This is a genomic window from Streptomyces sp. NPDC089799, from assembly GCF_040684755.1.
In the GTDB taxonomy this organism is placed as follows: domain Bacteria; phylum Actinomycetota; class Actinomycetes; order Streptomycetales; family Streptomycetaceae; genus Streptomyces.
In genome coordinates this window covers 49,064-71,538 of record NZ_JBFBGR010000002.1, presented here as the reverse complement: position 1 = coordinate 71,538, position 22,475 = coordinate 49,064, and the positions used below count along the sequence as shown (strand labels likewise).

Sequence of the window (22,475 nt, the reverse complement as noted above, 5' to 3'; positions counted from 1 at the left end):
TCACCCGGGCCGGGGCGAGCAGGCCGGGGCGAGGCGGCCGCTCCCGGTCAGCGGCGGCGGGAGCGCCGCTTGGCCGGTTCCGGAGCCGGGGGTTCGATGCGGTGCAGGTCCAGGGCCGGGGGCGGGGTGGCGGTGCCCGGGCCGCCCGCGAGGGCCCAGTCGATGACCTCGTCGGTGGCCGTGTCGTCCAGGACCCAGCCGAACCAGGCCGCGCGGGCCCCGCGCCGCCGGGCCTCCGTCGTGGGCTGCACGACGATCACGTTGGCCTGGGCGCACGGCCCGAGGCAGTCGACGGTACGGACCGCCAGCCGGCCGTCGGAGGCGTCCGCGGCGGCCTGGAGGCGGGCCAGCTGGGCGGCGTGGTCGGTGCCGGGGTTCTTGCGGACGGTTCCGCAGCAGCACCCGCGGCAGACGACGAGGGTGCAGGGACGCGGGCCGTGTGCGGCGAGGGGGCGTATCCAGGTCACTACCGCACGGTAGCGGTTGCCGACCCCTCCGGGTCGCGGCGGGGCGGGAGTTGGGAGTCCGCGCCGGGCCGGTCCGCCGCGGCTTCGGCCCCGGCGGCCTCCTTGACCTCGGTGGTCTCTGTGGCCTCGGCGGCCTCTGCGGCTTCGAGGGCCTGGGCCCTGCGGCGGGCCAGGACCGCGCAGACCATCAGCTGCATCTGGTGGAACAGCATCAGCGGGAGCACGGCCAGGCTCGCCTGCGCCCCGAACAGCACGCTGGCCATGGGAAGTCCGGCGGCCAGGCTCTTCTTGGAGCCCGCGAACTGTATGGCGATGCGGTCCTCCCGGCCGAAGCCGAGGCGTCCGGCCCCGTACCAGGTGACCAGGAGCATCACGGCGAGCAGTGCGCCCTCGACGAGGACCAGTCCACCGAGTCTGGCGGGGCTGACCTGCTGCCAGACCCCCGCGGCCATGCCCGCGCTGAAGGCGGCGTAGACGACGAGCAGGATGGAGCCCCGGTCGACGTAGCCGAGGACCTTCTTGCGGCGGGTCACGAAACCGCCGATCCAGGGGCGCAGCAGCTGGCCCAGGACGAACGGCAGCAGCAGCTGGAGGACGATCTTCAGCAGGGAGTCCGGGGAGAGGCCGCCCGTGCTGCGGCCGAGCAGGGCGGCGGCCAGCAGTGGGGTGAGCACGATCCCGACCAGGCTGGAGAAGGATCCCGCGCAGATGGCGGCGGGAACGTTGCCGCGGGCGATCGAGGTGAACGCGATCGAGGACTGGATGGTGGACGGGACCAGGCAGAGGAAGATCAGCCCGTTGTGGAGGGGGCCGTCGAGGAGCCCGGGGACGAGGGCTGCGGTGGCCAGGCCGAGCAGCGGGAACACGGCGAAGGTGCAGGCCAGGACGGTGAGGTGGAGGCGCCAGTGGCGCAGGCCCTCCAGGGCCTCGCGGGTGGAGAGCCGGGCCCCGTAGAGGAAGAAGAGGAGGGCCACGGCGCCGGTCGCGGCCGCGCTCGCGAGGCCGGCCGCGGCTCCGGCCGCGGGGACCAGGGCGGCGAGGCCCACGGTGCCGACGAGGGCCAGGATGTACGGGTCCAGCGGCAGCCAGGCGGGGATCTGCGGGCGGCGCATATGAGGTGCTCAGCTCATCCGGTCGGGGAGCGGGCGGGCGCCCCGCGGCGGGGTGCTGCTCCATGGGTGGGTCCCCTCCATGGTCGCGGGGCGGGCTGTGATCGGGAACCCCGTTCACGGCTCTGACTGCCATCACGGATCGCGATGAGCGGCGTAGGGTGGGCGGTGTGTACGACCCCGTTCAGCTGCGGACCTTCCTCACGGTGGCGCAGACGCTCAGCTTCACGCAGGCCGCCGCGCGGCTCGGCGTACGGCAGTCCACGGTCAGCCAGCACGTGCGGCGGCTGGAGGAGGCGACCGGGCGGCCGCTGTTCCTGCGGGACACGCACAGCGTGGAGCTGACCGAGGACGGCGAGGCGCTGCTGGGGTTCGCGCGGACCATCCTGGCGGCGCACGAGCGGGCGGCGGCGTTCTTCGCCGGGACCCGGCTGCGGGGGCGGCTGCGCTTCGGCGCCTCGGAGGACTTCGTGCTGACCCGGCTGCCGGAGATCCTGGAGGGTTTCCGGCACGAGCATCCCGAGGTGGACCTGGAACTGTCGGTGGAGCTGTCGGGCACGCTCCACGAGCGGCTGGACGAGGGTCGCCTGGACCTGGTGCTGGCCAAGCGGCGCGGGCCGGGCGACGAGCGGGGCCGGCTGGTGTGGCGGGACCGGATGGTGTGGATCGGGGCGGAGGGGTTCCGGCTGGACCCGGACCGGCCGGTGCCACTGATCGTCTTCCCGCCGCCGGGGATCACCCGGGCGCGGGCGCTGGAGGTGCTGGAGCAGGAGGGGCGGGCCTGGCGGATCGCGTGCACGAGCGGAAGCCTGAACGGGCTGGTCGCGGCGGCGCGGGCGGGGCTGGGCGTGATGGCGCACACGCGGGGGCTGATCCCGCCGGGGCTGGTCCGGGTGCCGGGGCTGCCGGAGCTGGGGCCGGTGGAGTTCGCGCTGCTGCGGGGGCGGGGCGGTACGGGCGGGGCGGCGGCGGAGGCTCTGGCCGCGGCGATCCTCTCGGGCGGGGACCGCCTGAGCCGCCCCGCGTAGCGGCCGACGCCGCCTGCGGGGTCCGGCCTCGCCCCGCGCCGGCGGGCGGGGCTCGGCGGCCGGATGCCGCCGCCGTGCGGGCAGGCGTGCCGCAGGGCGATGGGAGTCCCCCTGCCGGAGCGAAGCCGAGAGCCTGGGGGTGGGCCTCCCCCGGACGGAGTCTGGGGGGAGGTGGGCACACGGCGAATCCGGCGCCCGCGCCCTCGGCCGTCAGGACCCGGCCGGTTGGCCCGGGCGCGGTACGACCTCGAAGGGGGTGTCGACCGCCCACAGGAACGTCCCGGCGGGGAGGCAGTTCTCCTCCCGGACGGTCCCGAGGCCGTCGCAGTGTTCCGCCTTGAGCGTGAACAGGACGGTGGACGTGTGCAGGCCGACCGCCAGGGACTTCAGCGGCGGTGACACGGCGGCGGAATACGAGAGCCCGGAGGTGGGGTCGACGAAGCCGGTCCGCAGGACTTCCTTCCGCTTGAAGGTGATGCTCTTCTCCTGTGCCGTGCCGCGGTCCTGGATGTAGGTGGCGCTGACGAACTTGGAGTTGAAGTCGTCGATGGGATCGGGCCGGGACGGCCGGTAGCCCTCCGGGTAGACGGCCCCGGCGGCGCCGGGCGCCGTGAACCACGGCGAGACGGTCCGTACCCACTTCTCGCCCTGGACGGCCGTCCGGCAGGTCGAGGGGCCGATGATGCGGTACTTGACGCCGTAGAGCTCGTTCAGGTCCGAGCCGTCCATGGTGACGCAGTGCGGAACGGACGGCCTCGCGGCCGGAGCGGCGGCCGGAGCGGGGACATCGGCCCCGGTGGCCGTGCCCGCCGCCACGGTCGCCAGCAGGCACGGGACGACGACGGCCACGGCGAGGGTGCGGGCTCGGTTCACCGGTGATCACCTTTTCGGATCGGCAGGGGATTGACGTCAGCCGATCACGGGGGCGGGCGGCGGGGTCGGCGGCAGGGCCGTGCGCGGAGCCGGACGGCCCTGCCGATCACCCGTGCGGCGGGCAGCCCGAGCCCGCCTTCGTCGCCGTGTGGCGGCGGCGTGAGCCTGCCGTCGTTCCCGTGCCGCGGCGGCGTGAGACCGCCTTCGTTCCCGTACCGCGGGCGGCGTGAGCCCGCCTTCGTTCCGGTGCGGAGGGGAGCATCGCGGGCCCGACCTGACGTAACCCTGCCGCCGTGAGTGGATCTCGTGGAGGTTTTCGCCGAACAGTGCTGGTGGGGGCGGGCATGCCGATAGCGTCACCGGTCCGATACGGAGAGGAGCCGGGGCCTTGCGCGAATACAGCGTTCCACCCGTGGTCACGGCGGCGCCCGCCGGAGGGCTGGCCGATGCCGTCTTCCAGCATGCCCGGCAGGACCCGTCCGGGGTGGCCCTCGGCCGGAAGACGGAGGGGGTCTGGCTGGATGTGACCTCCGGTCAGCTGTGCGCGGAGGTCCTGGCGCTGGCCAAGGGGCTGCTGGCGCAGGGCGTGCGGTTCGGGGAGCGCGTCGCGGTCATGGCCCACACCCGGTACGAGTGGACCCTCTTCGACTTCGCGCTGTGGGCGATCGGCGCCCAGCCCGTGTCGGTCTACCCGACCTCCTCGGCCGAGCAGGTGCACTGGATCCTGCGCGACTCGGAGTGCGTGGCCTGTGTGGTCGAGGACGAGGACCAGGCGATGACGGTCGGCTCGGTCATCGACCGGCTGCCGCAGCTGCGGCGGCTGTGGCAGCTGGACACCGGTGCGGTGGGGCGGCTGGTCGCGGACGGCGCGGAGGTGGACGAGGAGGCGGTGCACCGGCACCGCCGGGCGGTCACGCCCGACTCCGTCGCGACGGTGATCTACACCTCGGGGACGACCGGCCGGCCGAAGGGCTGCGTGCTCACCCACGGCAATTTCATGTACGAGGCGGACACGATGGTGAAGCGGTGGGAGTCGGTGTTCGGGGGCGGGCCCGGCGGGGCGGCGTCCACGCTGCTGTTCCTGCCGCTGGCGCACGTGTTCGGGCGGATGGTGGAGGTGGCCGCCGTACGGGCGCGGGTCAAGCTCGGGCACCAGCCGGTGCTGGCCGCGGCGGAGCTGCTGCCGGACCTGGCGGCGTTCCGGCCGACGTTCGTCCTGGGCGTGCCGCACGTCTTCGAGAAGGTCTTCGCGGCGGCGCGCCGTACGGCCGAGGCGGAGGGGCGGGGCGGTCCGTTCGAGCGGGCCGTGGAGGTCGCCGTGCGGTACGCGGAGGCGCGTGAGCAGCGGGCCTTCCGTACGGGGCCGGGGCCGTCGGCGGCGCTGCGGATGGAGCACCGGATGTTCGAGAAGCTGGTGTACGGGAAGGTGCGGGCGGCGCTGGGCGGCCGGGTGCGGCACGCCATGTCGGGGGGTTCGGCGATGTCGCGGCGGCTGGGGCTGTTCTTCGAGGGGGCCGGGATATCCGTGTTCGAGGGGTACGGGCTGACCGAGTCCAGTGCGGCGGCGACCGCGAATCCGCCGGGCGCGACGAAGTACGGGACGGTGGGGACGCCGATCCCGGGGTCCTCGGTGCACATCGCGGACGACGGGGAGGTGTGGCTGTACGGCGCCCACGTGTTCGCCGGGTACCTCAACGACCCGCGGTCGACGGAGGCGGTGCTGCACGGCGGGTGGCTGGCGACGGGGGACCTGGGGCGGCTGGACGCACAGGGGTACCTGACGATCACGGGCCGGAAGAAGGACATCCTGGTCACGTCCAACGGCAAGAGCATCTCGCCGGCCCCTCTGGAGGAGCGCGTGCGGTCGCACCCGCTGGTGTCGCAGTGCGTCCTGGTCGGCAACGACCGGCCGTACGTCGCCGCGCTGGTCACCCTGGACCCGGAGGCGGTGGCGCACTGGCTGTCGATGCGGCGGCGTCCGCAGATGACGCCGGCCGAGCTGGTGCAGGACGTGGAGCTGGTGGCGGAGGTGCGGCGGGCGGTGGTGGCGGCGAACACCCTGGTCTCGCAGGCGGAGTCGATCCGGGACTTCCGGCTGCTGCCGGAGCAGTTCACCGAGGAGCGGGGGCTGCTGACCCCGTCGCTGAAGCTGAAGCGGCGGGCGATCGAGACGGCGTACGAGGCCGAGGTCGCGGAGCTCTACCGGCGGGCGGGGCGCAGGGCGGACGTCGCCGACCGCCGTCGATAACGGTTTCTGACTGATCGTCACTCCGGCTGTGCAACTTCTTGACGGTCCGTCAGGTCACGCACAGAATGCGGGAATTCCGACCGGAGGGGTGTACCCGACATGTTGCGACCGATCCGCACCCTGGCCGCCGCTGCAGCGGCCCTGGCGCTCGTCTCCGCCTGCAATTCCGCTTCGAGCAACGGCACCGGCCCCGACAAGGGCGGTGCGTCCTCCGGTCAGTTCTACCGCGGCGTCACCGACGACTCGATCAAGGTCGGCGGCATCGTCTCGATGACCAGCAGCAGCGGCTACAGCAAGAAGGACACCGACCTCGGCGCCCGCGCCCGCTACCAGCGGGCCAACGCCGAAGGCGGCGTCAACGGCCGGAAGATCGACTACATCGGCGCCGAGGACGACGGCCAGGACCCGGCGAAGAACCTGGCCGCGGCCCGCAAACTCGTCCAGCAGGACAAGGTGTTCGCGATCTCCCCGATGAGCTCCGTCACCTTCTCCGGCGCCGACTTCCTCCAGCAGGAGAAGGTCCCCACCTTCGGCTGGGGCACCCTGCCCTCCTTCTGCGGACCCACCTACATCTACGGGTTCAACGGCTGCCTGGTGCCCAGCCCCGGCGGCACCATCAACCAGACCTGGCCCGAGGGCATCGCCACCGTCCTGGGCGGCGCCAAGGGCAAGTCGGTCGCCGTCATCGCCAACGACAGCGACGCCGGCAAGTTCGGCATCCGCACCTTCCGGCAGGGCTTCGCCGCCGCCGGCTTCGAGGTGGCGTACGCGAAGGCGGCCGTGCCCGCGACCGCCGTGCCCAGCGACTGGTCGGCGTACGTGAAGGACATCCTCTCCAGCAACGGCGGCGGGGCACCGGACGCGGTCGTCTCGGTGATGCAGACCCCGAACAACATCGGCCTGTTCACCGCCCTCAAGCGGGCCGGCTACAAGGGCGTCATCTCCGACCCGACCGACTACGACCCCGGGCTGCTCGCCAAGGACGCGACCCGGCAGGCCCTCGACGGGGTGCACGTGCTGCTCCAGTTCGAGCCCTTCGAGTCCAAGTCCCCGGCGATGGAACGGTTCAAGGCCGACATCAAGGCCGCGGCGGGCGGCAAGGACGTCCCCCTCAACATGCACATGCTCACCGGCTACATGTCGGCCGACCTGTTCCTCGCCATCGCCCAGAAGGCGGGCCGGGACCTGAGCGTCGCCCACTTCCAGAACGCCGCGGGGAGCTTCTCCGACACCGGCACCCTGGTCGGCGACCGGAGCCTGCCCAAGGGGCAGAAGGACAGCTTCGGCTGCGGGGCGCTGGTCCAGCTCAGGAACGGGACGTACGAGGTGTCCGTCCCGTTCAAGTGCCACCGGCCCATCCCCTTCCAGTAGCGCGGGCGGGGGGTCACCGGGATGGGGGATCTGCTCGTCTTCGTGCTGAGCGGACTGGTCTCCGGCGCGCTGTACGCCCTGCTCGCGACCGGGCTGGTGCTGTCGTACTCGGCGTCCGGGCTGTTCAACTTCGCGCACGGGGCCACCGCGTACGTGTCCGCGCTCGTCTTCTACGAGCTGCACTCGGGCCTGGGCCTGCCCGCCGTGCCGACCGCCCTGCTGGTGGTGCTCGTCCTGGCGCCCGGCCTCGGCTGGGCGCTCGACCGGCTGATGTTCCGCAAGCTGGCGCGGGTCGGCGAGACCGCACAGATCGTGGCCACCATCGGCCTGCTGGTCGCGCTGCCCGCGGCCGGACTGTGGGCGGTGGAGCTGCTGGCGGACGCCGGGGCGCCGGTGCTGCCCGCCGAGAACCAGTTCGGGCTGCCGGGGGTCGGGCCGAGCCCGGCGAAGTCCTGGCAGCTCACGGACGGCGTCGGCATCGACTCCGACCAGCTCATCACCTGGGTGGTGACGGCGGTGATCGCGGCCGCGCTGTGGGTGCTGCTGCGGCACACCAGGCTCGGGCTGCGGCTGCGCGCGGCCGTGGACAACCGCTCGCTGACCGAGCTGCGCGGGATCAGCGCCGACCGGCTGTCCTCGGTGGCCTGGATGATCGCGTCCGGGCTGGCGGGGCTGGCCGGGGTGCTGGCCACCCCGCTCCTGGGCCTGTCGGCACACGACTTCACGCTGTTCCTGTTCGTGTCGGCCACGGCGGCGGTCATCGGGCGGTTCGCCTCGGTGCCGCTGGCGTTCGCGGGCGGGCTGGGGCTGGGCGTCCTGCAGAACCTGGTGGCCGGGTACGCCTCCTTCGCGGAGGACGTCACCGGCTTCCGGACCGCCGTCCCCTTCCTCATCCTCTTCGGCGGACTGCTGGTCCTGACCCGGCGGGCCCGCGCCGCGGGCACGGCGGCCTCCGACCCGCCGCCGCTGGACCACCTGGCCGGGGCCTCGTGGGCGCGGCGGTGGGGGGCGTGGGCGGTGGCCGCGGTGCTCCTGGCCGCGTCCTTCTACACGGTGACGACCCCCTTCTGGAGCGGGCTGCTCGCCCAGGGCCTGGCGATCGGCCTGGTCTTCATGTCCTTCACGGTGGTCACGGGCCTCGGCGCGATGGTGTCGCTGGCCCAGGCCACCTTCGTGACCGGCGCGGCGCTGGTGGCGGGCCTGCTGATGAGCCGCGGCTGGCCGTTCGTGGCGGCGCTGGCGGTGGGCACGTGCGTCGCGGCGCTGCTGGGCGCACTGGTCGCCCTGCCGGCGCTGCGGCTGGGCGGGCGCTCGCTGGCCCTGGCCACGCTGGCGCTGGCGTTCCTGGCGGACCAGGTGCTGTTCCAGCTGCGCTGGCTGCGGAACGGCGACTCGGGGTGGGCGATCCCGCGGCCGGTGATCGGGCCGGTGGACCTCGGGGACGACCGGGCGCTGGGGGTGGCGCTGGTGCTCGTCACCGCCGTGGCGGCGGCCGGTCTGACGGCGCTGCGCGGCTCGCCGATGGGGCGGGCGATGCTGGCGGTGCGGTCCGCGCCGGCGGCGGCGATGGCCTCGGGGGTGTCGGTGCTGCGGACGAAGCTGCTGCTGTTCACGGTGTCGGCAGGGCTGGCCGGCTTCGGGGGCGTGCTCTACGCGTCGTACAACACGCGGATCACGGCCACCGACTTCACGGCGATGACCGGGCTGGTGTGGCTGGCGGTGGCCGTGGCGGCGGGGCTGCGGAGGCCGCAGTACGCGGCGGTGGCGGGGCTGGTGTTCGCGGCGGTCCCGACGCTGTTCGGGGACTGGGTGACCGACTCCGCGCACCTCCCGGTGATCCTCTTCGGCCTGGCCGGCCTGGCGCTGGCGAACGACCCGGACGGCTACTGCGCGGCGATCCCGGTCCGGCTGGCGAGGCGCCGCGCGGCGGTGGCGGGGCGGGTGGCTGCGCCTGCCGGGCCCGTGCCCGGCCCGGCGGCCGTGCCCGCGCCTTCGCCCGCGACGGGGCTGCCGCCGGGGCCGGTACCTGCCCCGGCGCGTGTGGCTGCTCCTGCGCCTCCGACTGCCGCGTCGTCTTCCGCGCCGGTGGCTGCTTCGGGGCCCGTGCCCGGCCCGTCGGCTGCGCCCGAGCCTTCACCCATGGCGGGCCACCCGCCCGCCCACATGCCCGTCCCGAGGCCGGGGCCTGGGCCTGGGCCGGGGCCGGGGCCAGGGCCCGTGGCCGGCCTGGGCTTCGCGCCGGGCGCAGGGGCGGGCGGCCCTGCGGGGCATTCCCCCACCCCACCCCTTCCCGAAACCGGGGCCACGGCCCCGGACCCCGCACGGGGCTCCGCCCCGGACCCTGAGCAGGGCTCCGCCCCGCACCCGCTGGGGGCTGCGTCCCCGAACCCCCACACCGCCGGCATGGGCGGCGGCGAGAAGACCGGCGCCCGGGCGGATGCCGGGGGACGCCGGTCCGCGGGGGCGCGGACGCCCGAACACCCACGCGGGCCCGCCCCGGATCCCGCGGGGGCGCCGGCCCCGAGCCTGTACGCCGTCGGCGTGGGCGCTGCGCTGGCGTTGGAAGGGGTCAGTGCCGGGTACGACGGCGGGGTGGTGTTGCACGGGGTGGACCTTGCCGTGCGGCGGGGTGAGATCCTGGCGCTGCTCGGGCCCAACGGGGCCGGGAAGACCACCGCCTGCCGCGTCGCGGCCGGCCTGCTGCCCGCCACCGCGGGCACCGTCCGTATCGCCGGCCGCGATGCCACCCGCGACGGCACCGTACGCCGCGCCCGGGCCGGCGTACTGCTCGCGCCCGAAGGCCGCGGCATCTTCCCCGCGCTCACCATCGAGGAGAACCTCGCCCTGTACCTGGATGACGCCGCCGCCCGCGGCGCCGTCTACGACCGCTTCCCCCGCCTCGCCGAGCGCCGCACCGTACCCGCCGGTTCCCTCTCCGGCGGCGAGCAGCAGATGCTGGCCCTCGCCCCGCTCCTGCAGCGCCCGCCGGACGTGCTCATCGCCGACGAGCCCTCGCTCGGCCTCGCCCCGCGCATCGTGGACGCCGTCCACTCGCTCCTGATCGAGCTCCGCGCGGCCGGCACGGCACTGCTGCTGGTGGAGGAGAAGGCCGCCGACGTCCTCGGCATCGCCGACACCGTCGCCTACCTGTCCGAGGGCCGGATCTCCTGGTGCGGTCCCCGCGCCGAGGTGGAGGCCGACCGGCTCACCGAGGCGTATCTGGGGATGAGCCGATGAGTGGCCCCGACAGAGGTCCGTACGTGCTGGAAGCCGCCGGGGTCAGTGTCCGGTTCGGCGGGGTCAGGGCCCTGACCGGGGTGTCACTGGGGCTGCGCGCCGGGGAGGTGTGCGGGCTGATCGGCCCGAACGGGGCCGGCAAGACCACCCTGTTCGACGTACTGTCCGGGATCCGGCGGCCCGACGGCGGCCGGATGCTCCTCGACGGAACGGACATCACCCGCCGCTCCCCCGTCTGGCGGGCCCGGCACGGCATGCGCCGCACCTTCCAGCGGCAGCAGCTGTTCGGCCAGCTCAGCGTGGCCGAGAACCTCCTCGTCGCCCAGGAGTGGCGCGGCGCCGGACTCCGCGGCCGACGAGCCCGGGACCGGGACCGGCGGGCCCGGGCCGCGGAGGTCCTGGCCGGCTGCGGGCTCACCCCGCTGGGGGACTCCTACGCCGCCGGCCTTCCGGTGGGCCGGGCCCGGATGGTGGAGCTGGCCCGCGCGCTGGCCGACCCGCCTCGGGTGCTGCTCCTGGACGAACCGGCCTCCGGCATGTCCGCACCGGAACGGGAGCGGCTGGCCGCCGTGGTGCGGCGGCTCGCCGGGGACGAGGGCTGCGCGGTGCTGCTGGTCGAGCACAACGTGGCCTTCGTCATGGAGCTGTGCGCGCGCGTGGTGGTGCTGGACCTCGGCACCGTGCTCGCGGAGGGCACCGCGGCAGAGGTCCGGGCGAACCCACTGGTCCGGGAGGCGTACCTGGGAGGCACGGCCTGAGGTGCCGTCGCCTGCGGCCCGGTCGCCGGACATCGAGTCGCCCGGAACGGAGTCGGAGGAATATCCCGGTCGGGGGGCCGGTTGGCCTTCTCCGTACGCCGTACCCCCGTACCCGCGTACGTCTGACCGTCCGACCGTCCGTCTCTTCGACCGACCGCACCCGAAGGAACGTCCCGCCGTGAACCAGGCGCCCCAGGTCCCCACCGTCACCCTCAACAACGGCACCCTCATGCCCCAGCTCGGCTTCGGCGTCTGGCAGGTGCCGGACGCCGAGGCCCAGCAGGTCGTCGGAGCCGCGCTGGAGGCGGGTTACCGCAGCATCGACACCGCCTCCGTCTACGGCAACGAGGCCGGGACCGGCCGGGCCGTGGCCGCGTCCGGCCTGCCCCGCGAGGAGCTGTTCGTCACCACCAAGCTCTGGAACGGCCCCGCCGAGACGTGGAAGCGCGACAGCGTGCTGCGCGCGTTCGACGAGTCCCTCGCCAAGCTGGCCCTCGACCACGTCGACCTGTACCTGATCCACTGGCCGCGCCCCATGCGCGACGACTACCTGGCCATCTGGCAGACCTTCGAGGAGATCGCGGAGAGCGGCCGGGCCAAGGCCGTCGGCGTGTCGAACTTCCGCCCCGAGGACCTGCGCCGCCTCCGCGAGGTGAGCCCGCTCGTCCCGGCCGTGAACCAGGTGGAACTGCACCCGCTGTTCCCGCAGGAGGAGCTGCGCGCCGTCCACACCGAACTCGGCATCGCCACCGAGGCGTGGTCCCCGCTCGGCCAGGGCAAGGAACTGCTGGCGCTGCCCGAGGTCGCGGCGGTGGCACGGAAGCACGGGCGTACGGCCGCTCAGGTGGTGCTGCGCTGGCACGTCCAGCACGGCGTCATCGCGATCCCGAAGTCCGTCACCCCGTCCCGGATCCAGGAGAACCTGGACGTGTTCGGCTTCGAGCTTGACGCCGAGGACCTGGCCGCGCTGGACGCGCTCGGCGCGAGCGCGGCGGGCCGCCGCATCGGCCCCGACCCGGCCGTCTTCGACGTCTGAAGGGGGCGCCGGTGCCGACGGAGGGCGTGTACCTGCTGCGCAACGCGGGGAACGGCCTGGTTCTGGAAGTTGACGGCGGCCGCTCGGGCAGCGGTGCGCGGGTCCGGGTAGGAGACCTGACCGAGGCCGCGGGCACGGCCGCGCAGCGGTGGCGGCTGGTGCCCGTGCACAGCGGGGGCGGGGTCTTCCACGTGGTGCACGAGGCGAGCGGCAAGCGGCTGGACGTGGCGGGTGCCTCGACGGAGAGCGGCACCCGCGTCCAGCTGTGGAAGGCCAACGGCTACGGCGCCCAGGAGTGGCTGGTCGAGGAGCACCTCGACGCTCCGGGTGTGGTGTCGCTGATCGCGTGCATCAGCGGCCTGCCGCTGGACGTGGACGGGGACGGCTGGGCCCGGCAGTGGGAGGAGACCGACTCCCCTACGCAGGGCTGGCGCCTGGAACCCGCCTGACGGCCTGCCGGCCCGCCGGACCGACGGCCTGCCGGTCTTGCGGGCCTGGCGGTCTGCGGGCCTGTCGGCCGGACTGCCTGCCGCCTGCCGTACGGTCACCGCTCGTGGCACCGGGCCGAGAGAGGCCGGGACGGGACGGGCCGGCTCAGCCCGTCCCGGTGCCCGCGGCCGCCCGGTAGCGGCCGGGGGTGGTGCCGAACTCCCGGTTGAAGGCGTGCGAGAACGCGTACGGGGTCCCGTACCCCACCCGCCGGGCGACGGCCGCCAGCGGGTCCTGGGTGTCCCGGAGCAGCGCGGCGGCCGAGGTCAGCCGCCACCAGGTCAGGTACGCCATCGGCGGCCGCCCCACCAGGGCGGTGAACCGGCGGGCCAGCGTGGGGCGGGAGACACCGGCCTCCGCGGCCAGCCGGTCGTTGCTCCAGGGGGCGGAGGGATCCGCGTGCAGGGCGCGCAGGGCGGAGGCCACCACCGGGTCGCCGAGCGCGGCCGGCCAGGCACCGGCCGTGCTCTCGGCCGTCCACGCCCGGATCATGTAGACCAGCAGCAGGTCGAGGAGGCTGGGCACCGCGATCGAGGCTCCGGGCCGACCGGTGTGCAGTTCCCTCCCCAACAGATCGATGGCGGACCGGAGTTCGGTCCGTCCGCCACCCACCCGGTGCGGCAGGTGAACGACCTGCGGGAGTTCCGCCATGAGCGGGTGCTCCCGGCTGCGGTCGAGCCGGTACTTCCCGCACAGCAGCTCCGTACCGTCGGCCCCGGCCGGAGCACCGCCCCCGACGCCCGGGCCTGCCCCAGCGCCGGCCCCCGGCGCCCCCGGCGCACCCGGCACCCACGACACCGACGGCTCCGGCTGATCCCGCCGCTCCCGCCGCTCCCGCCACACCTCGAACGGCACGGCCCGCGCCACGGTGTCCGCGTCCGCGGCCGAGTCGGCGATCACATGCCCGGTCCCCTGCGGCAGCAGTACGGCGTCCCCCGGGCCGAGCGTGACCGGGGTCCCGCCGTCGGGGAGCAGCCAGCAGCCGCCCTCCAGGACGACGTGGAAGCCGGCGCCCTCGTACGGGGCGAGCCGCGTGCACCACCGCCCGCCGATCCGGACCCGGTCGGAGGAGGGGCGCCCGATGCGCACGGCGGAGATCGCGTCACTCACCACGTCCATCGGGCCACGCTATCCGCCCGGCGGCGCCGGTCATAACGTCCGGGCCGCCCTCCGCATCAACACCGAGACGTACGCGTATTTACTTGAGCACAGAGGGCATTGAGATGCTCAACCGTTCCGCCGTAACGTCGGCGGCATGACCAAGGAACACGTACAGCGGATCGTGCTGGGGGACGTCGAGGTCCTCCGGATCACCGAATGGCAGGGGCCGTTCACGGCCGCCCGGGACCTGGTCCCGGACTCCACGGCCGACATGTGGCGGGACAACGAGGACGTGCTGGCGCCGGACCACTGGGACCCGGCGGCCGATCAGGCGGTGGGGGCGCTGCAGAGCTGGGTGTTGCGCAGCGGCGGGCGGACCGTCCTGGTCGACACGGGGGTCGGCAACGGCCGGGAGCGGCCCGGCACGCCGTGGTTCCACCGCCAGGAGGGCGATTTCCTCGGGCTGCTGGCGCGCGCCGGGGTACGGCCGGAGGACGTGGACCTCGTGGTCAACACGCACGTCCACGCCGACCACGTCGGCTGGAACACGAGGGCCGAGGAGGGCGCGTGGGTGCCGTCGTTCCCCCGCGCGCAGTACCTCATCCCGGCCGCCGACGACTTCCACTTCGGCCCGGACAACGGCTACGGCCAGGGCCGGCGGGTGGACGACCGGCTGATCTACGAGGACAGCATCGCGCCCGTCCACCGGGCCGGGCAGGCGGTGCTGTGGGACGGCGAGCACCGGATCGACGAGCACCTGGTGCTGGAGTCCGCACCCGGCCACACCCCCGGATCCTCCGTGTTGCGGGTGGCGTCGGGGGGCGAGCGGGCGGTGTTCGCCGGGGACCTGCTGCACAGTCCGGTGCAGATCCTCGACCCCTCCTGCAACAGCTGCTTCTGCCTTGATCCCGAGCGGGCCGCGGCCAGCCGCCGCCGGATCCTCGAACGGGCCGCGGAGGAGCGGGAGCTGGTGGTACCGGCGCACTTCGGCGGGCCGGGCGCGGTGGAAGTCCGCCGGTCGGGCTCCGGTTTCGCGTTCGGACCGCGGGCGGCGGACTGACCGTACGGCACGCCGGGTGCGGGCGGACCGTACGGGCTGCCCCGTACAGCCTTCCCCGTACGCCATGCCCCGTCCGCCATGCCCCCAACGCCATGCCCCCTACGGCCGGACCCGTATGGCCGGACCGTATGGCCGGACCGGCTCAGGTCCGGACGAAGGACCTCAGCTCGTACGTCGGCTCCCCGCGCGGCGCGTCCGGGTCGGGCAGCGCCTCCAGCCGGGCCGCCAGCTCCGCCGGGGTGATGCCGCGCGGGACGATCCGGGAGGCGTAGCGGCCGGCCAGCAGCGCCTTCGCCGCGCCCCTCGGGGTGCGCCCCTGGCCGCGGCCGGCGAAACGCGCCCGGCCGTGGGGGCGCAGGCCCGCCGCGGCGGCGTGGGCGGCGACCTCGGCCGTCGCGTCCGCGGGCCGCGCGGTCAGGTGCGCGGCCAGCACCTCGTCGATGTCGCTGCCGACGTCGTGCGCCGCGTCCTTGTCGACGGTGGTGACGAACACCCCGCCGGGGCGGAGGACCCGGCCGGCCTCGGCGATCACCTCCGCGGCCGTGCCCGGTTCGCGCAGCAGGTGCAGCAGCCACACGGCGGTGACGGCGTCCAGGGAACCCGTCCGGAACGGCAGCCGGGTCCCGGTGCCCAGCAGCACCGGGACCCCGCGGGCGGCGGCCGTCGCCGCCATGCCGGAGGAGGCGTCCAGGCCGAATACGCGCAGGTCCGGCCGGTGCAACCGGGTGGTGACGATGCCGGTGCCGCAGCCGAGGTCGAGCGCGGTGCGGGTGCCGGGCGGGAGCAGGCCGAGGACCGCGGCGGCCGCCGCTTCGGCCCGCGGGACCCCACCGCGCGTGGCGTCGTAGGCCTCGGCCTCGGCGTCGTAGTCGACCAGCGGCCGGGTGCGCCGCCCGCCCGCCGGCGCCACTCCGGGTACGGGTATCCGCGGCATCAACTCGCCCCGTGCGCAGGGGCGATGTCCTCGACCCGCTGGGCCAGCTCGAAGTCCGTCTCGGTGACCGTGTCGCCCGCGCTGTGGGTGTTCACCGACAGCCGGACGGTGTTGTAGCCGAGGGTCAGGTCGGAGTGGTGGTTCAACTCCTGCTGCACGGCGGCGATGTGGGCGACCAGCGCGCTCGCCTCCATGTGTCCGCCCAGCCGGTAGGTGCGCAGGATGTGGTCGTCCTCGAAGGCCCACCCCGGCAGCTCCCGCAACCGGTCCTCGATCTCCTTCTGCGACAGCGGCTCACTCGGCATCCACCGGCTCCTTCTCCACGGCCGTTTTCATGACGTGTGGTCAAGGTTCGCACAGCGCGGGCCCGAGGGGAGCTTTCGCGCCATAGTGCGCGCGGGTTCTTCTGCTCCTTCCGTGGCCATCGGGCCACCCCTATGCTCCTGCGCCGGACGTGACTGTTACCGGCGGTAATAGAGGGGGCCGACATGGCACGCACGAGGGGTTCCACACAGACCGGCAGTCCCGGCAGCTCCGGCAGTCCTGGCAGCTCCGGGAGCACGGGCGATCGCGAGAGCACGGGCGATTGCGAGAGCACCGGAAGCAGCGCCGGCGGCGGCAGCGGCAGCCCCGGCAACTCCAGGCGTACGTTCCTCGCGGGCACGGCGGGCGCGGCCGGGTCACTGGCCGCCGCCGGCGCCCTGGCGTCCCCGGCCGCCGCCGCGGAGCCCACCGGGTCCGGGCAGTCCGGCCGGTCCGGGGCGGCCGGAGGGTCCGCGGCCCGGCGCGTCGCCGTGCTGGGCGGCGGAGTGGCGGGCCTGACCGCCGCGCACGAGCTCGCGGAGCGCGGCTACGCCGTCACCGTGTACGAGCGCCGCGCACTCGGCGGCAAGGCCCGCAGCATGGACGTACCGGGCAGCGCGCGCGGCGGACGGCGGCCGCTGCCCGCCGAGCACGGCTTCCGCTTCATCCCCGGCATCTACCACAACCTGCCCGAGACGATGCGGCGCATCCCCTTCCCCGGCAACGCGAACGGCGTCTGGGACAACCTGGTCGCCCCGCCCGAGATGATGTTCGCCCGCGCCGCCGGCCGGGAGGACCTGCGCGCCCCCATCCCCTGGCCGGGGCACACCCCCGCCGAACTGACCCTGGACGAGATCCGCCGGATGCTCACCGGCTTCCTGGAGACCCTCGCCCGTCTGCCGCTGCACGAGACGGCGTACTTCGTCGACCGCGCGCTCGTCTTCCTGACCAGCTGCGACGAGCGGCGCGAGGAGGTGTGGGAGCGCACCCCCTGGTGGGAGTTCACCCGGGCCGCCCGGATGTCCACCGAATACCAGCGGATCCTCGCCATCGGCGTCACCCGCAACATCGTCGCCACCAAGGCCGAGGAGGCGTCCACCCGTACCGTCGGAACGCTCGGCGAGGCGTTCGTCTTCAACGCGCTGGGCCGTGGCGCCGACGGCCCGCCCGACCGCATCCTCAACCTCCCCACCAACGAGGCGTGGATCGACCCGTGGGAGGCACACCTCCGTTCCCTGGGCGTCGAGTTCCGGATCGGCTGGACCGTCCGCGAGGTCCGGTACGCCGACGGCCGGGTCAGCGGGGTCACGGTCGAGGACCCGGCCGGGGCCCGGCAGACGGTCATCGCCGACCACTACGTCTCCGCGATGCCGGTCGAACACGCCCGCCGCACCTGGAGCGCGGCCCTGCGCGCCGCGGACCCGATGCTCGGGCGCTGCGATCTGCTGCAGACCGACTGGATGACCGGCATCCAGTTCTACCTGACCGCGCGAGCGCCCCTGGTCCACGGCCACCTCAACTGCATCGACTCACCCTGGTCCCTGACGGCCATCCAGCAGGCCGGGCACTGGCCCGCCCGCGACTTCCGCGCCGACTACGGCGACGGCACGGCGGTGGACTGCCTGTCCGTGGACATCTCGGAGTGGGACAAGCCGGGGATCCTGTACGGGAAAACGGCCAAGCAGTGCACCCGCGAGGAGGTCGCCCGCGAGGTGTGGGCGCAACTGAAGGCGTCCCTCAACGACACGGGACGCACGGTCCTGACGGATTCCACGCTCCACTCGTGGTTCCTGGACCCCGGCGTGGGCGGGCTGGGCACCCCGGACCCGGTCAACGAGGACGAGTTGCTGATCCACCCCGTGGGCACCTTCCACAACCGTCCGACGGCCGGGACCCGCATCCCCAACTTCTTCCTCAGCGGCGACTACGTGGCGGTGGACATCGACCTGGCCACCATGGAGGGCGCCAACGCCTCCGCCCGGGCCGCCGTCAACTCCCTCCTGGACCGGGACGGTTCGACGACCGCGCGCTGCACGATCCGGAAGCTGTACCGCGCACCGGAGGTGGAGGCACTCAAACGGCACGACCGGTGGCGATACCGTCTCGGCCTGCGGAACGCCTTCGACGTGGGCTGACCAGGGCCGACCCGGTTCGGCTAACGTCGCGTCCATGACGACTGCCACCACCGCAGGCCACGCCACCGCAGGCCCCGTCACCACAGGCCCCGTCACCGTGGGCGCCCTGCTCCGCACCTGGCGCGAGCGGCGCGGCATCAGCCAGCTGGAGCTGGCGGGCCGCGCCGATTCGTCCTCCCGCCACATCAGCTTCATCGAAACGGGTCGCTCGCGGCCCAGCGAAGAGATGCTGCTGAAGCTCGCCGACCACCTCGACGTCCCCATGCGCGACCGCAACTCCCTCCTCCTGGCGGCCGGTTACGCACCCCGGTACGCGCACACCCCCCTCGACGACCCGTCGATGGGGACGCTGCGGGAGGGCCTGGAACGACTGCTGTCGGGCTACGAGCCGTACCCGGCCCTGGTCGTGGACGCCACGTACAACGTGATCGCCGCGAACCGCGGCATCCTCATGCTCCTGGACGGCCTGCCCGAGCACCTGCTCACCGCACCGCTGAACGCGATGCGGATCACCCTGCACCCCGAGGGCCTGGCCTCCAGGATCCTCAACATCAAGGAATGGCGCGGACACCTGCTGGCCCAGATGGAACGCCAGATCGCACTGGCCCGCTCGGAACCACTGCGCGCCCTGTACGACGAGGTCGCGGCCTACCCCGTCCCGGACCGCCCGGGCGACGCGGAACCCGCGGAACCGGTCCCGTACTTCGCCCTTCCCTGCGTCATCGAACACGACGGCCAGGTGCTGTCCTTCGTGTCGTCCATCTCCACCTTCAACACCCCGATGGACGTGACCGTCGCCGAGCTGGCCATCGAGACGATGCTCCCGGCCGACCCGGCGACGGTGAAGTACTTGCGGTCACTTGGCGGTTGAGCGCAGCGCGAGCTGCTGCGCGAGGGCGAACCCGGCGACGGTGAGGGCCTGCGCCGGGATCCACACCATCCCCGCCGCGGTCGGCGAGAACCACACGACCAGCGCCACCAGACTGGCCGCGGCCCAGAGGTAGTTGGTCTCCACGACGGCCTTCACCGCGCCCGCGGCCGGCCGGCGCCGCGAAGCGAGCCAGCCGACTCCGGCGGCGTAGACGACGAGCAGCAGCCCGAGCTCGAACAACAGCCCCTCCCCCACCCCGATCAGCTCCCCGACCGGCCCGGCGAAGGCCGCGTACGCAAGCCCGTTGGCCCCGGTGACGACGGCGTCGAGCGCCAGGAACCGCCGCAGCAGGGCACGGGGCTCGGTGGTACGGGCAATACCGTTCAACAGGGTCACGGACATGGGAACCCTCCTAGGGGCCGGAAACCGAATACACACAGGTCAACCCGGGCCCCGAGACCGAGTGCGCGGCCTCGGAACCCGATGCCCCAACAATGCCGCGGGGGCGGGCGGGGGGTCGATTACCTGGCAGGTAATGCGGGGGGGGGCGGGGGGAGGGCTTCGGCGGTTGGCAGGGTTCCGGTGGGAGCGGACCATCGGACGTGGCGGGGTGCGGGTATGCCGAGGCTCCGCCTGGACGGCATCAGGGAGGTGCCCGGGGGCTGCCCGTCAGTCCTCACTGTCCTTCCGTGCCGGCCGCCGGCGTCAAGGGCGCTCCTTCGTCGCGTCGGCAAGCCGATGGCCCGTTGGGCCACCCTTGACCCCGACGACCGTCACGGAACGACAAGGACTGTCGGGCGGCCCCCGGGGGAACGGCATGGAGGGACCCAAGGCCCCATCGACTCTGGCTTCGGCGGGCACGAGCAGCAGCTCCGCTCGGCCAGCCGCCCTCCGGGCGGATGCGGGGTTGCAGTCGTCGGGATGACTGCACGCCAGCGTGTCCAGGGCGCGTCAGATCGCTACGTGCTCCTGTCTCTCAGCGGATCCGGTCCGTCGGGGGCCGAACATAAGCCGCCATCGATCACTACGCGCTTCTGTTGGCAGGCGAATGCGGGCCGTCAGGGGCCGGACACAGGCGGCCATCGATCGCTACGTGCGCATTCGGTGAATGGCGGCCGACAGGCTGTCCGTGGAGACGATCAGACGGGCGGGGGCGACCCGCCATCGATCGCTACGCGCTCCCGCCGGACGGCGAATGCGGGTGGCGGGATCCACCGGCCGTCGGCCACGGCCGCCGGAGGCGGCAGACTGCATGAAACGACGGCCTGTTCGTCACCACGAGCGGTCAGGCGGCCGCCCGGTCTCCCCGACCGCGCGTGCGCCTCCGCCTCGGACGTCAGAAGGCCCCGGCCCGGGTCGGCTTGTCTGCCGCCGTCCCGGCAGCAGCAAACGGCGATCATCTGCGTCATTTCCCCAGCCCCTGGCAGGCCGCATCCGCCGACAGAGCAAAGCGAGTAGCGGTCGCCTGCGCCGCCGTCTGCCGTCTGACATGCACCAGCCCCATCGGCCTGTCGGCCGCCGAGACCGGCTCGAACCACGTAGCGATCGTGGGCGTCTGCCGCCATCTGCATGCATCAGACCCACCGGTCCGTCGGCCGCCGGGGCGGCCCGGACCGTGTAGCGATCGATGGCGGCTTATGTCCGGCCACAGGCGGGCCGGATTCGCCTTCCGGCAGGAGCACGTAGCGATCTGACGCGCCCTGGGCGTCGTTTCGTGCAGTCATCCCCTGAACCGCGATCCTGCTTCCGCCCGGAGGGCGGCTGGCCGAGCGCAAGCCGCTGACCGGCCCGCCGAAGCCAGAGTCGACGGATCCTCGGTCCCCCATGCCGTTCCCCCGGGGGCCGCCCGACAGTCCTTGTCGTTCCGTGACGGACGTCGGGGTCAAGGGTGGCCCAGAGGGCCATCGCCCAACGGGCGACGCGACGAAGGAGCGCGCTTGACGCCGGCGGCCGGCACGGAAGGACAGTGAGGACTGACGGGCAGCCCCCGGGCACCCCCGTGACGCCGCCCAGGCAACGCCCCGGCACACCCACACCCCGCCAGGCCCGATGATCCCGTCCCGACAGAGTCCGGTCGCTGCCCCGACCCCGCCAGGCCCGATGATCCCGTCCCGACAGAGTCCGGTCGCTGCCCCGACCCCGCCAGGCCCGATGATCCCGTCCCGACGGAGTCCGGTCGCTGCCCCGGTCCCGACCGACTGCGTCGGTCTGCCCGGCGGCACGGTGCCGGGGGCGGGTGGGCAACCCCCGACCGGGCCCGGTCGGGCTGGGGGGTGGAGCGGGCCGCAACAGCAGCGCCGTAGCCCCCTCCCGCCCGTCGCGCCGGTCAGACCGCCAGGTTCGCCTGGGTTTCTGCCGCCGTTACCGTCTGCTCCAGCAGGACCGCGATCGTCATCGGGCCCACGCCGCCGGGGACCGGGGTGATCAGGGAGGCTCGTTCGGCTGCGGAGGGGAAGTGGACGTCGCCGACGTTGCCCTCGTTGTAGCCGGCGTCCAGGACGACCGCGCCCGGCTTGATGTCCTCGCCGCGGATGAAGTCGGCCTTGCCGACGGCCGCCACCAGGACGTCCGCCTGGCGCACGATCGAGGAGAGGTCCTGCGTGCGCGAGTGACAGTAGGTGACCGTGGCGTTGCGCTCCAGGAGCAGCATGCCCGCCGGCTTGCCCAGGATCGCGCTGCGGCCCACGACCACCGCGTGCTTGCCGGTCAGGTCGACCTCGTACTCCTCCAGCAGCCGCATGATGCCGCCGGGGGTGCACGAGACGAATCCCGGCAGGCCGAAGCCCATGGCGGCGAAGGAGTGCATGGTGACGCCGTCCACGTCCTTGCCCGGGGCGATGGCCTCGAAGGCGGCGCGCTCGTCGATGTGGTGCGGCACCGGGTGCTGGAGCAGGATGCCGCTGATCTCCGGGTCCTCGGAGAGGCCCGTGATCACCGCCACGAGCTCCTCGGTGGTGGTTTCGGCCGGGAGCGCCACGTGCCGGGAGGTGATGCCGGCCTTGGCGCAACGGTTCTGCTTCATGCGGACGTAGGTCACGGACGCCGGGTCCTCGCCGACCAGCACGGTGGCCAGGCAGGGGGCCTTCCCGGTGCGCTCGGTGACGGCGGCGGCGCGGGCGGCGGTCTGCTCGGTGATACGGCGGGCGAGGGCGGTGCCGTCCATGAGGCGGGCGGTGGCAGTCGTCATGGGGTCTCCTGAACGTCGCTGCGGTTTCGCGGTACGCGGTTCGCGGTTTCGCCCAGGCGCGCGGCAGTCGACGTACGGTCGTACGCCGGGCCGCTCCCCGGTGGTGATCCACCCGAACGCCAGTCACGGCCCGGCGCCCACTGTAGTCGAGTCGCCGGGCCGGACCGGCGGGCGGGCCGTCCCCGGCCCCGCCCCGGGCCCGTGCCCGCCCCTCTCCCGCCCGCGCCCAACCCCGCCCCCGGCCGGCCCCCGGCCCGCGCCCGTCCCC

The 22,475-nt window shown here is 73.9% G+C and carries 18 protein-coding genes and 1 riboswitch; of the genes, 10 read left to right on the top strand and 8 right to left on the bottom strand.

Annotated elements, in window-relative coordinates; translation table 11 throughout:
* Positions 1-47 precede the first annotated feature (47 nt).
* Positions 48-467, bottom strand: coding sequence for a (2Fe-2S) ferredoxin domain-containing protein (locus tag AB0O36_RS02005; protein WP_365102693.1), 420 nt, complete (start codon positions 465-467; stop codon positions 48-50).
* Positions 467-1,579, bottom strand: a complete 1,113-nt coding sequence (locus tag AB0O36_RS02000) for a bile acid:sodium symporter family protein (RefSeq protein WP_365102691.1) — start codon at positions 1,577-1,579, stop codon at positions 467-469. Before AB0O36_RS02000 ends, AB0O36_RS02005 begins: the two co-directional genes overlap by 1 nt.
* A 167-nt stretch (positions 1,580-1,746) precedes the next feature.
* Between AB0O36_RS02000 and AB0O36_RS01995 the strand changes: the two genes are divergently transcribed.
* Positions 1,747-2,604 (top strand): LysR substrate-binding domain-containing protein, encoded by an 858-nt coding sequence (locus AB0O36_RS01995; RefSeq protein ID WP_365102688.1) that lies wholly within the window; start codon positions 1,747-1,749, stop codon positions 2,602-2,604.
* Positions 2,605-2,814: 210 nt separating this feature from the next.
* Here the strand turns inward: AB0O36_RS01995 and AB0O36_RS01990 are convergent, their stop codons facing one another.
* A complete protein-coding gene (locus AB0O36_RS01990) occupies positions 2,815-3,477 on the bottom strand; it encodes a hypothetical protein (protein WP_365102686.1) in 663 nt (220 codons plus the stop codon).
* A gap of 388 nt (positions 3,478-3,865) precedes the next feature.
* Between AB0O36_RS01990 and AB0O36_RS01985 the strand changes: the two genes are divergently transcribed.
* The 6 genes from AB0O36_RS01985 to AB0O36_RS01960 all read left to right on the top strand — a co-directional run bounded on the left by AB0O36_RS01985 (position 3,866) and on the right by AB0O36_RS01960 (position 12,576).
* Positions 3,866-5,725 (top strand): long-chain fatty acid--CoA ligase, encoded by a 1,860-nt coding sequence (locus AB0O36_RS01985; protein WP_365102683.1) that lies wholly within the window; start codon positions 3,866-3,868, stop codon positions 5,723-5,725.
* A 99-nt stretch (positions 5,726-5,824) separates the two neighbouring features.
* Complete coding sequence (locus AB0O36_RS01980; RefSeq protein WP_365102680.1) at positions 5,825-7,096, top strand: ABC transporter substrate-binding protein; 1,272 nt, start codon at positions 5,825-5,827, stop codon at positions 7,094-7,096.
* 21 nt (positions 7,097-7,117) lie between these two features.
* Positions 7,118-10,333, top strand: coding sequence for an ATP-binding cassette domain-containing protein (locus AB0O36_RS01975; RefSeq protein ID WP_365102677.1), 3,216 nt, complete (start codon positions 7,118-7,120; stop codon positions 10,331-10,333).
* Positions 10,330-11,091 (top strand): ABC transporter ATP-binding protein, encoded by a 762-nt coding sequence (locus AB0O36_RS01970; protein WP_365102675.1) that lies wholly within the window; start codon positions 10,330-10,332, stop codon positions 11,089-11,091. Before AB0O36_RS01975 ends, AB0O36_RS01970 begins: the two co-directional genes overlap by 4 nt.
* 229 nt (positions 11,092-11,320) lie before the next feature.
* Complete coding sequence (locus AB0O36_RS01965; RefSeq protein WP_365103260.1) at positions 11,321-12,127, top strand: aldo/keto reductase; 807 nt, start codon at positions 11,321-11,323, stop codon at positions 12,125-12,127.
* 11 nt (positions 12,128-12,138) lie between these two features.
* On the top strand, positions 12,139-12,576 hold the full coding sequence (locus AB0O36_RS01960) for an RICIN domain-containing protein (RefSeq protein WP_365102673.1): 438 nt from the start codon (positions 12,139-12,141) through the stop codon (positions 12,574-12,576).
* Between the two features lie 145 nt (positions 12,577-12,721).
* Here the strand turns inward: AB0O36_RS01960 and AB0O36_RS01955 are convergent, their stop codons facing one another.
* Entirely contained in the window at positions 12,722-13,735 is a 1,014-nt protein-coding gene (locus AB0O36_RS01955; protein WP_365102670.1) for an AraC family transcriptional regulator, read from the bottom strand.
* Positions 13,736-13,871: 136 nt separating this feature from the next.
* Between AB0O36_RS01955 and AB0O36_RS01950 the strand changes: the two genes are divergently transcribed.
* Positions 13,872-14,777, top strand: a complete 906-nt coding sequence (locus AB0O36_RS01950; RefSeq protein WP_365102668.1) for an MBL fold metallo-hydrolase — start codon at positions 13,872-13,874, stop codon at positions 14,775-14,777.
* Between the two features lie 142 nt (positions 14,778-14,919).
* Here AB0O36_RS01950 and AB0O36_RS01945 read toward each other — a convergent pair whose 3' ends face one another.
* Both AB0O36_RS01945 and AB0O36_RS01940 read right to left on the bottom strand, forming a co-directional pair.
* Positions 14,920-15,654: a class I SAM-dependent methyltransferase gene (locus AB0O36_RS01945; protein ID WP_365103258.1), complete on the bottom strand. Its 735-nt coding sequence runs from the start codon at positions 15,652-15,654 to the stop codon at positions 14,920-14,922.
* 56 nt (positions 15,655-15,710) lie between these two features.
* Entirely contained in the window at positions 15,711-16,016 is a 306-nt protein-coding gene (locus tag AB0O36_RS01940) for a 4a-hydroxytetrahydrobiopterin dehydratase (RefSeq protein WP_365102665.1), read from the bottom strand.
* Between the two features lie 183 nt (positions 16,017-16,199).
* Between AB0O36_RS01940 and AB0O36_RS01935 the strand changes: the two genes are divergently transcribed.
* Together AB0O36_RS01935 and AB0O36_RS01930 are read left to right on the top strand one after the other, a co-directional pair.
* Entirely contained in the window at positions 16,200-18,149 is a 1,950-nt protein-coding gene (locus AB0O36_RS01935) for an FAD-dependent oxidoreductase (protein ID WP_365102662.1), read from the top strand.
* A gap of 34 nt (positions 18,150-18,183) precedes the next feature.
* Positions 18,184-19,020: a helix-turn-helix transcriptional regulator gene (locus AB0O36_RS01930; RefSeq protein WP_365102659.1), complete on the top strand. Its 837-nt coding sequence runs from the start codon at positions 18,184-18,186 to the stop codon at positions 19,018-19,020.
* On the opposite strand, the gene AB0O36_RS01925 is transcribed toward AB0O36_RS01930, so the two are convergent.
* Complete coding sequence (locus tag AB0O36_RS01925) at positions 19,006-19,422, bottom strand: hypothetical protein (protein WP_365102656.1); 417 nt, start codon at positions 19,420-19,422, stop codon at positions 19,006-19,008. The two genes, AB0O36_RS01930 and AB0O36_RS01925, sit on opposite strands and share 15 nt — an antisense overlap.
* A gap of 1,924 nt (positions 19,423-21,346) precedes the next feature.
* Complete coding sequence (locus AB0O36_RS01920) at positions 21,347-22,207, bottom strand: bifunctional 5,10-methylenetetrahydrofolate dehydrogenase/5,10-methenyltetrahydrofolate cyclohydrolase (protein ID WP_365102653.1); 861 nt, start codon at positions 22,205-22,207, stop codon at positions 21,347-21,349.
* 43 nt (positions 22,208-22,250) lie between these two features.
* A riboswitch (ZMP/ZTP riboswitch) is annotated at positions 22,251-22,344 on the bottom strand.
* Positions 22,345-22,475 lie beyond the last annotated feature (131 nt).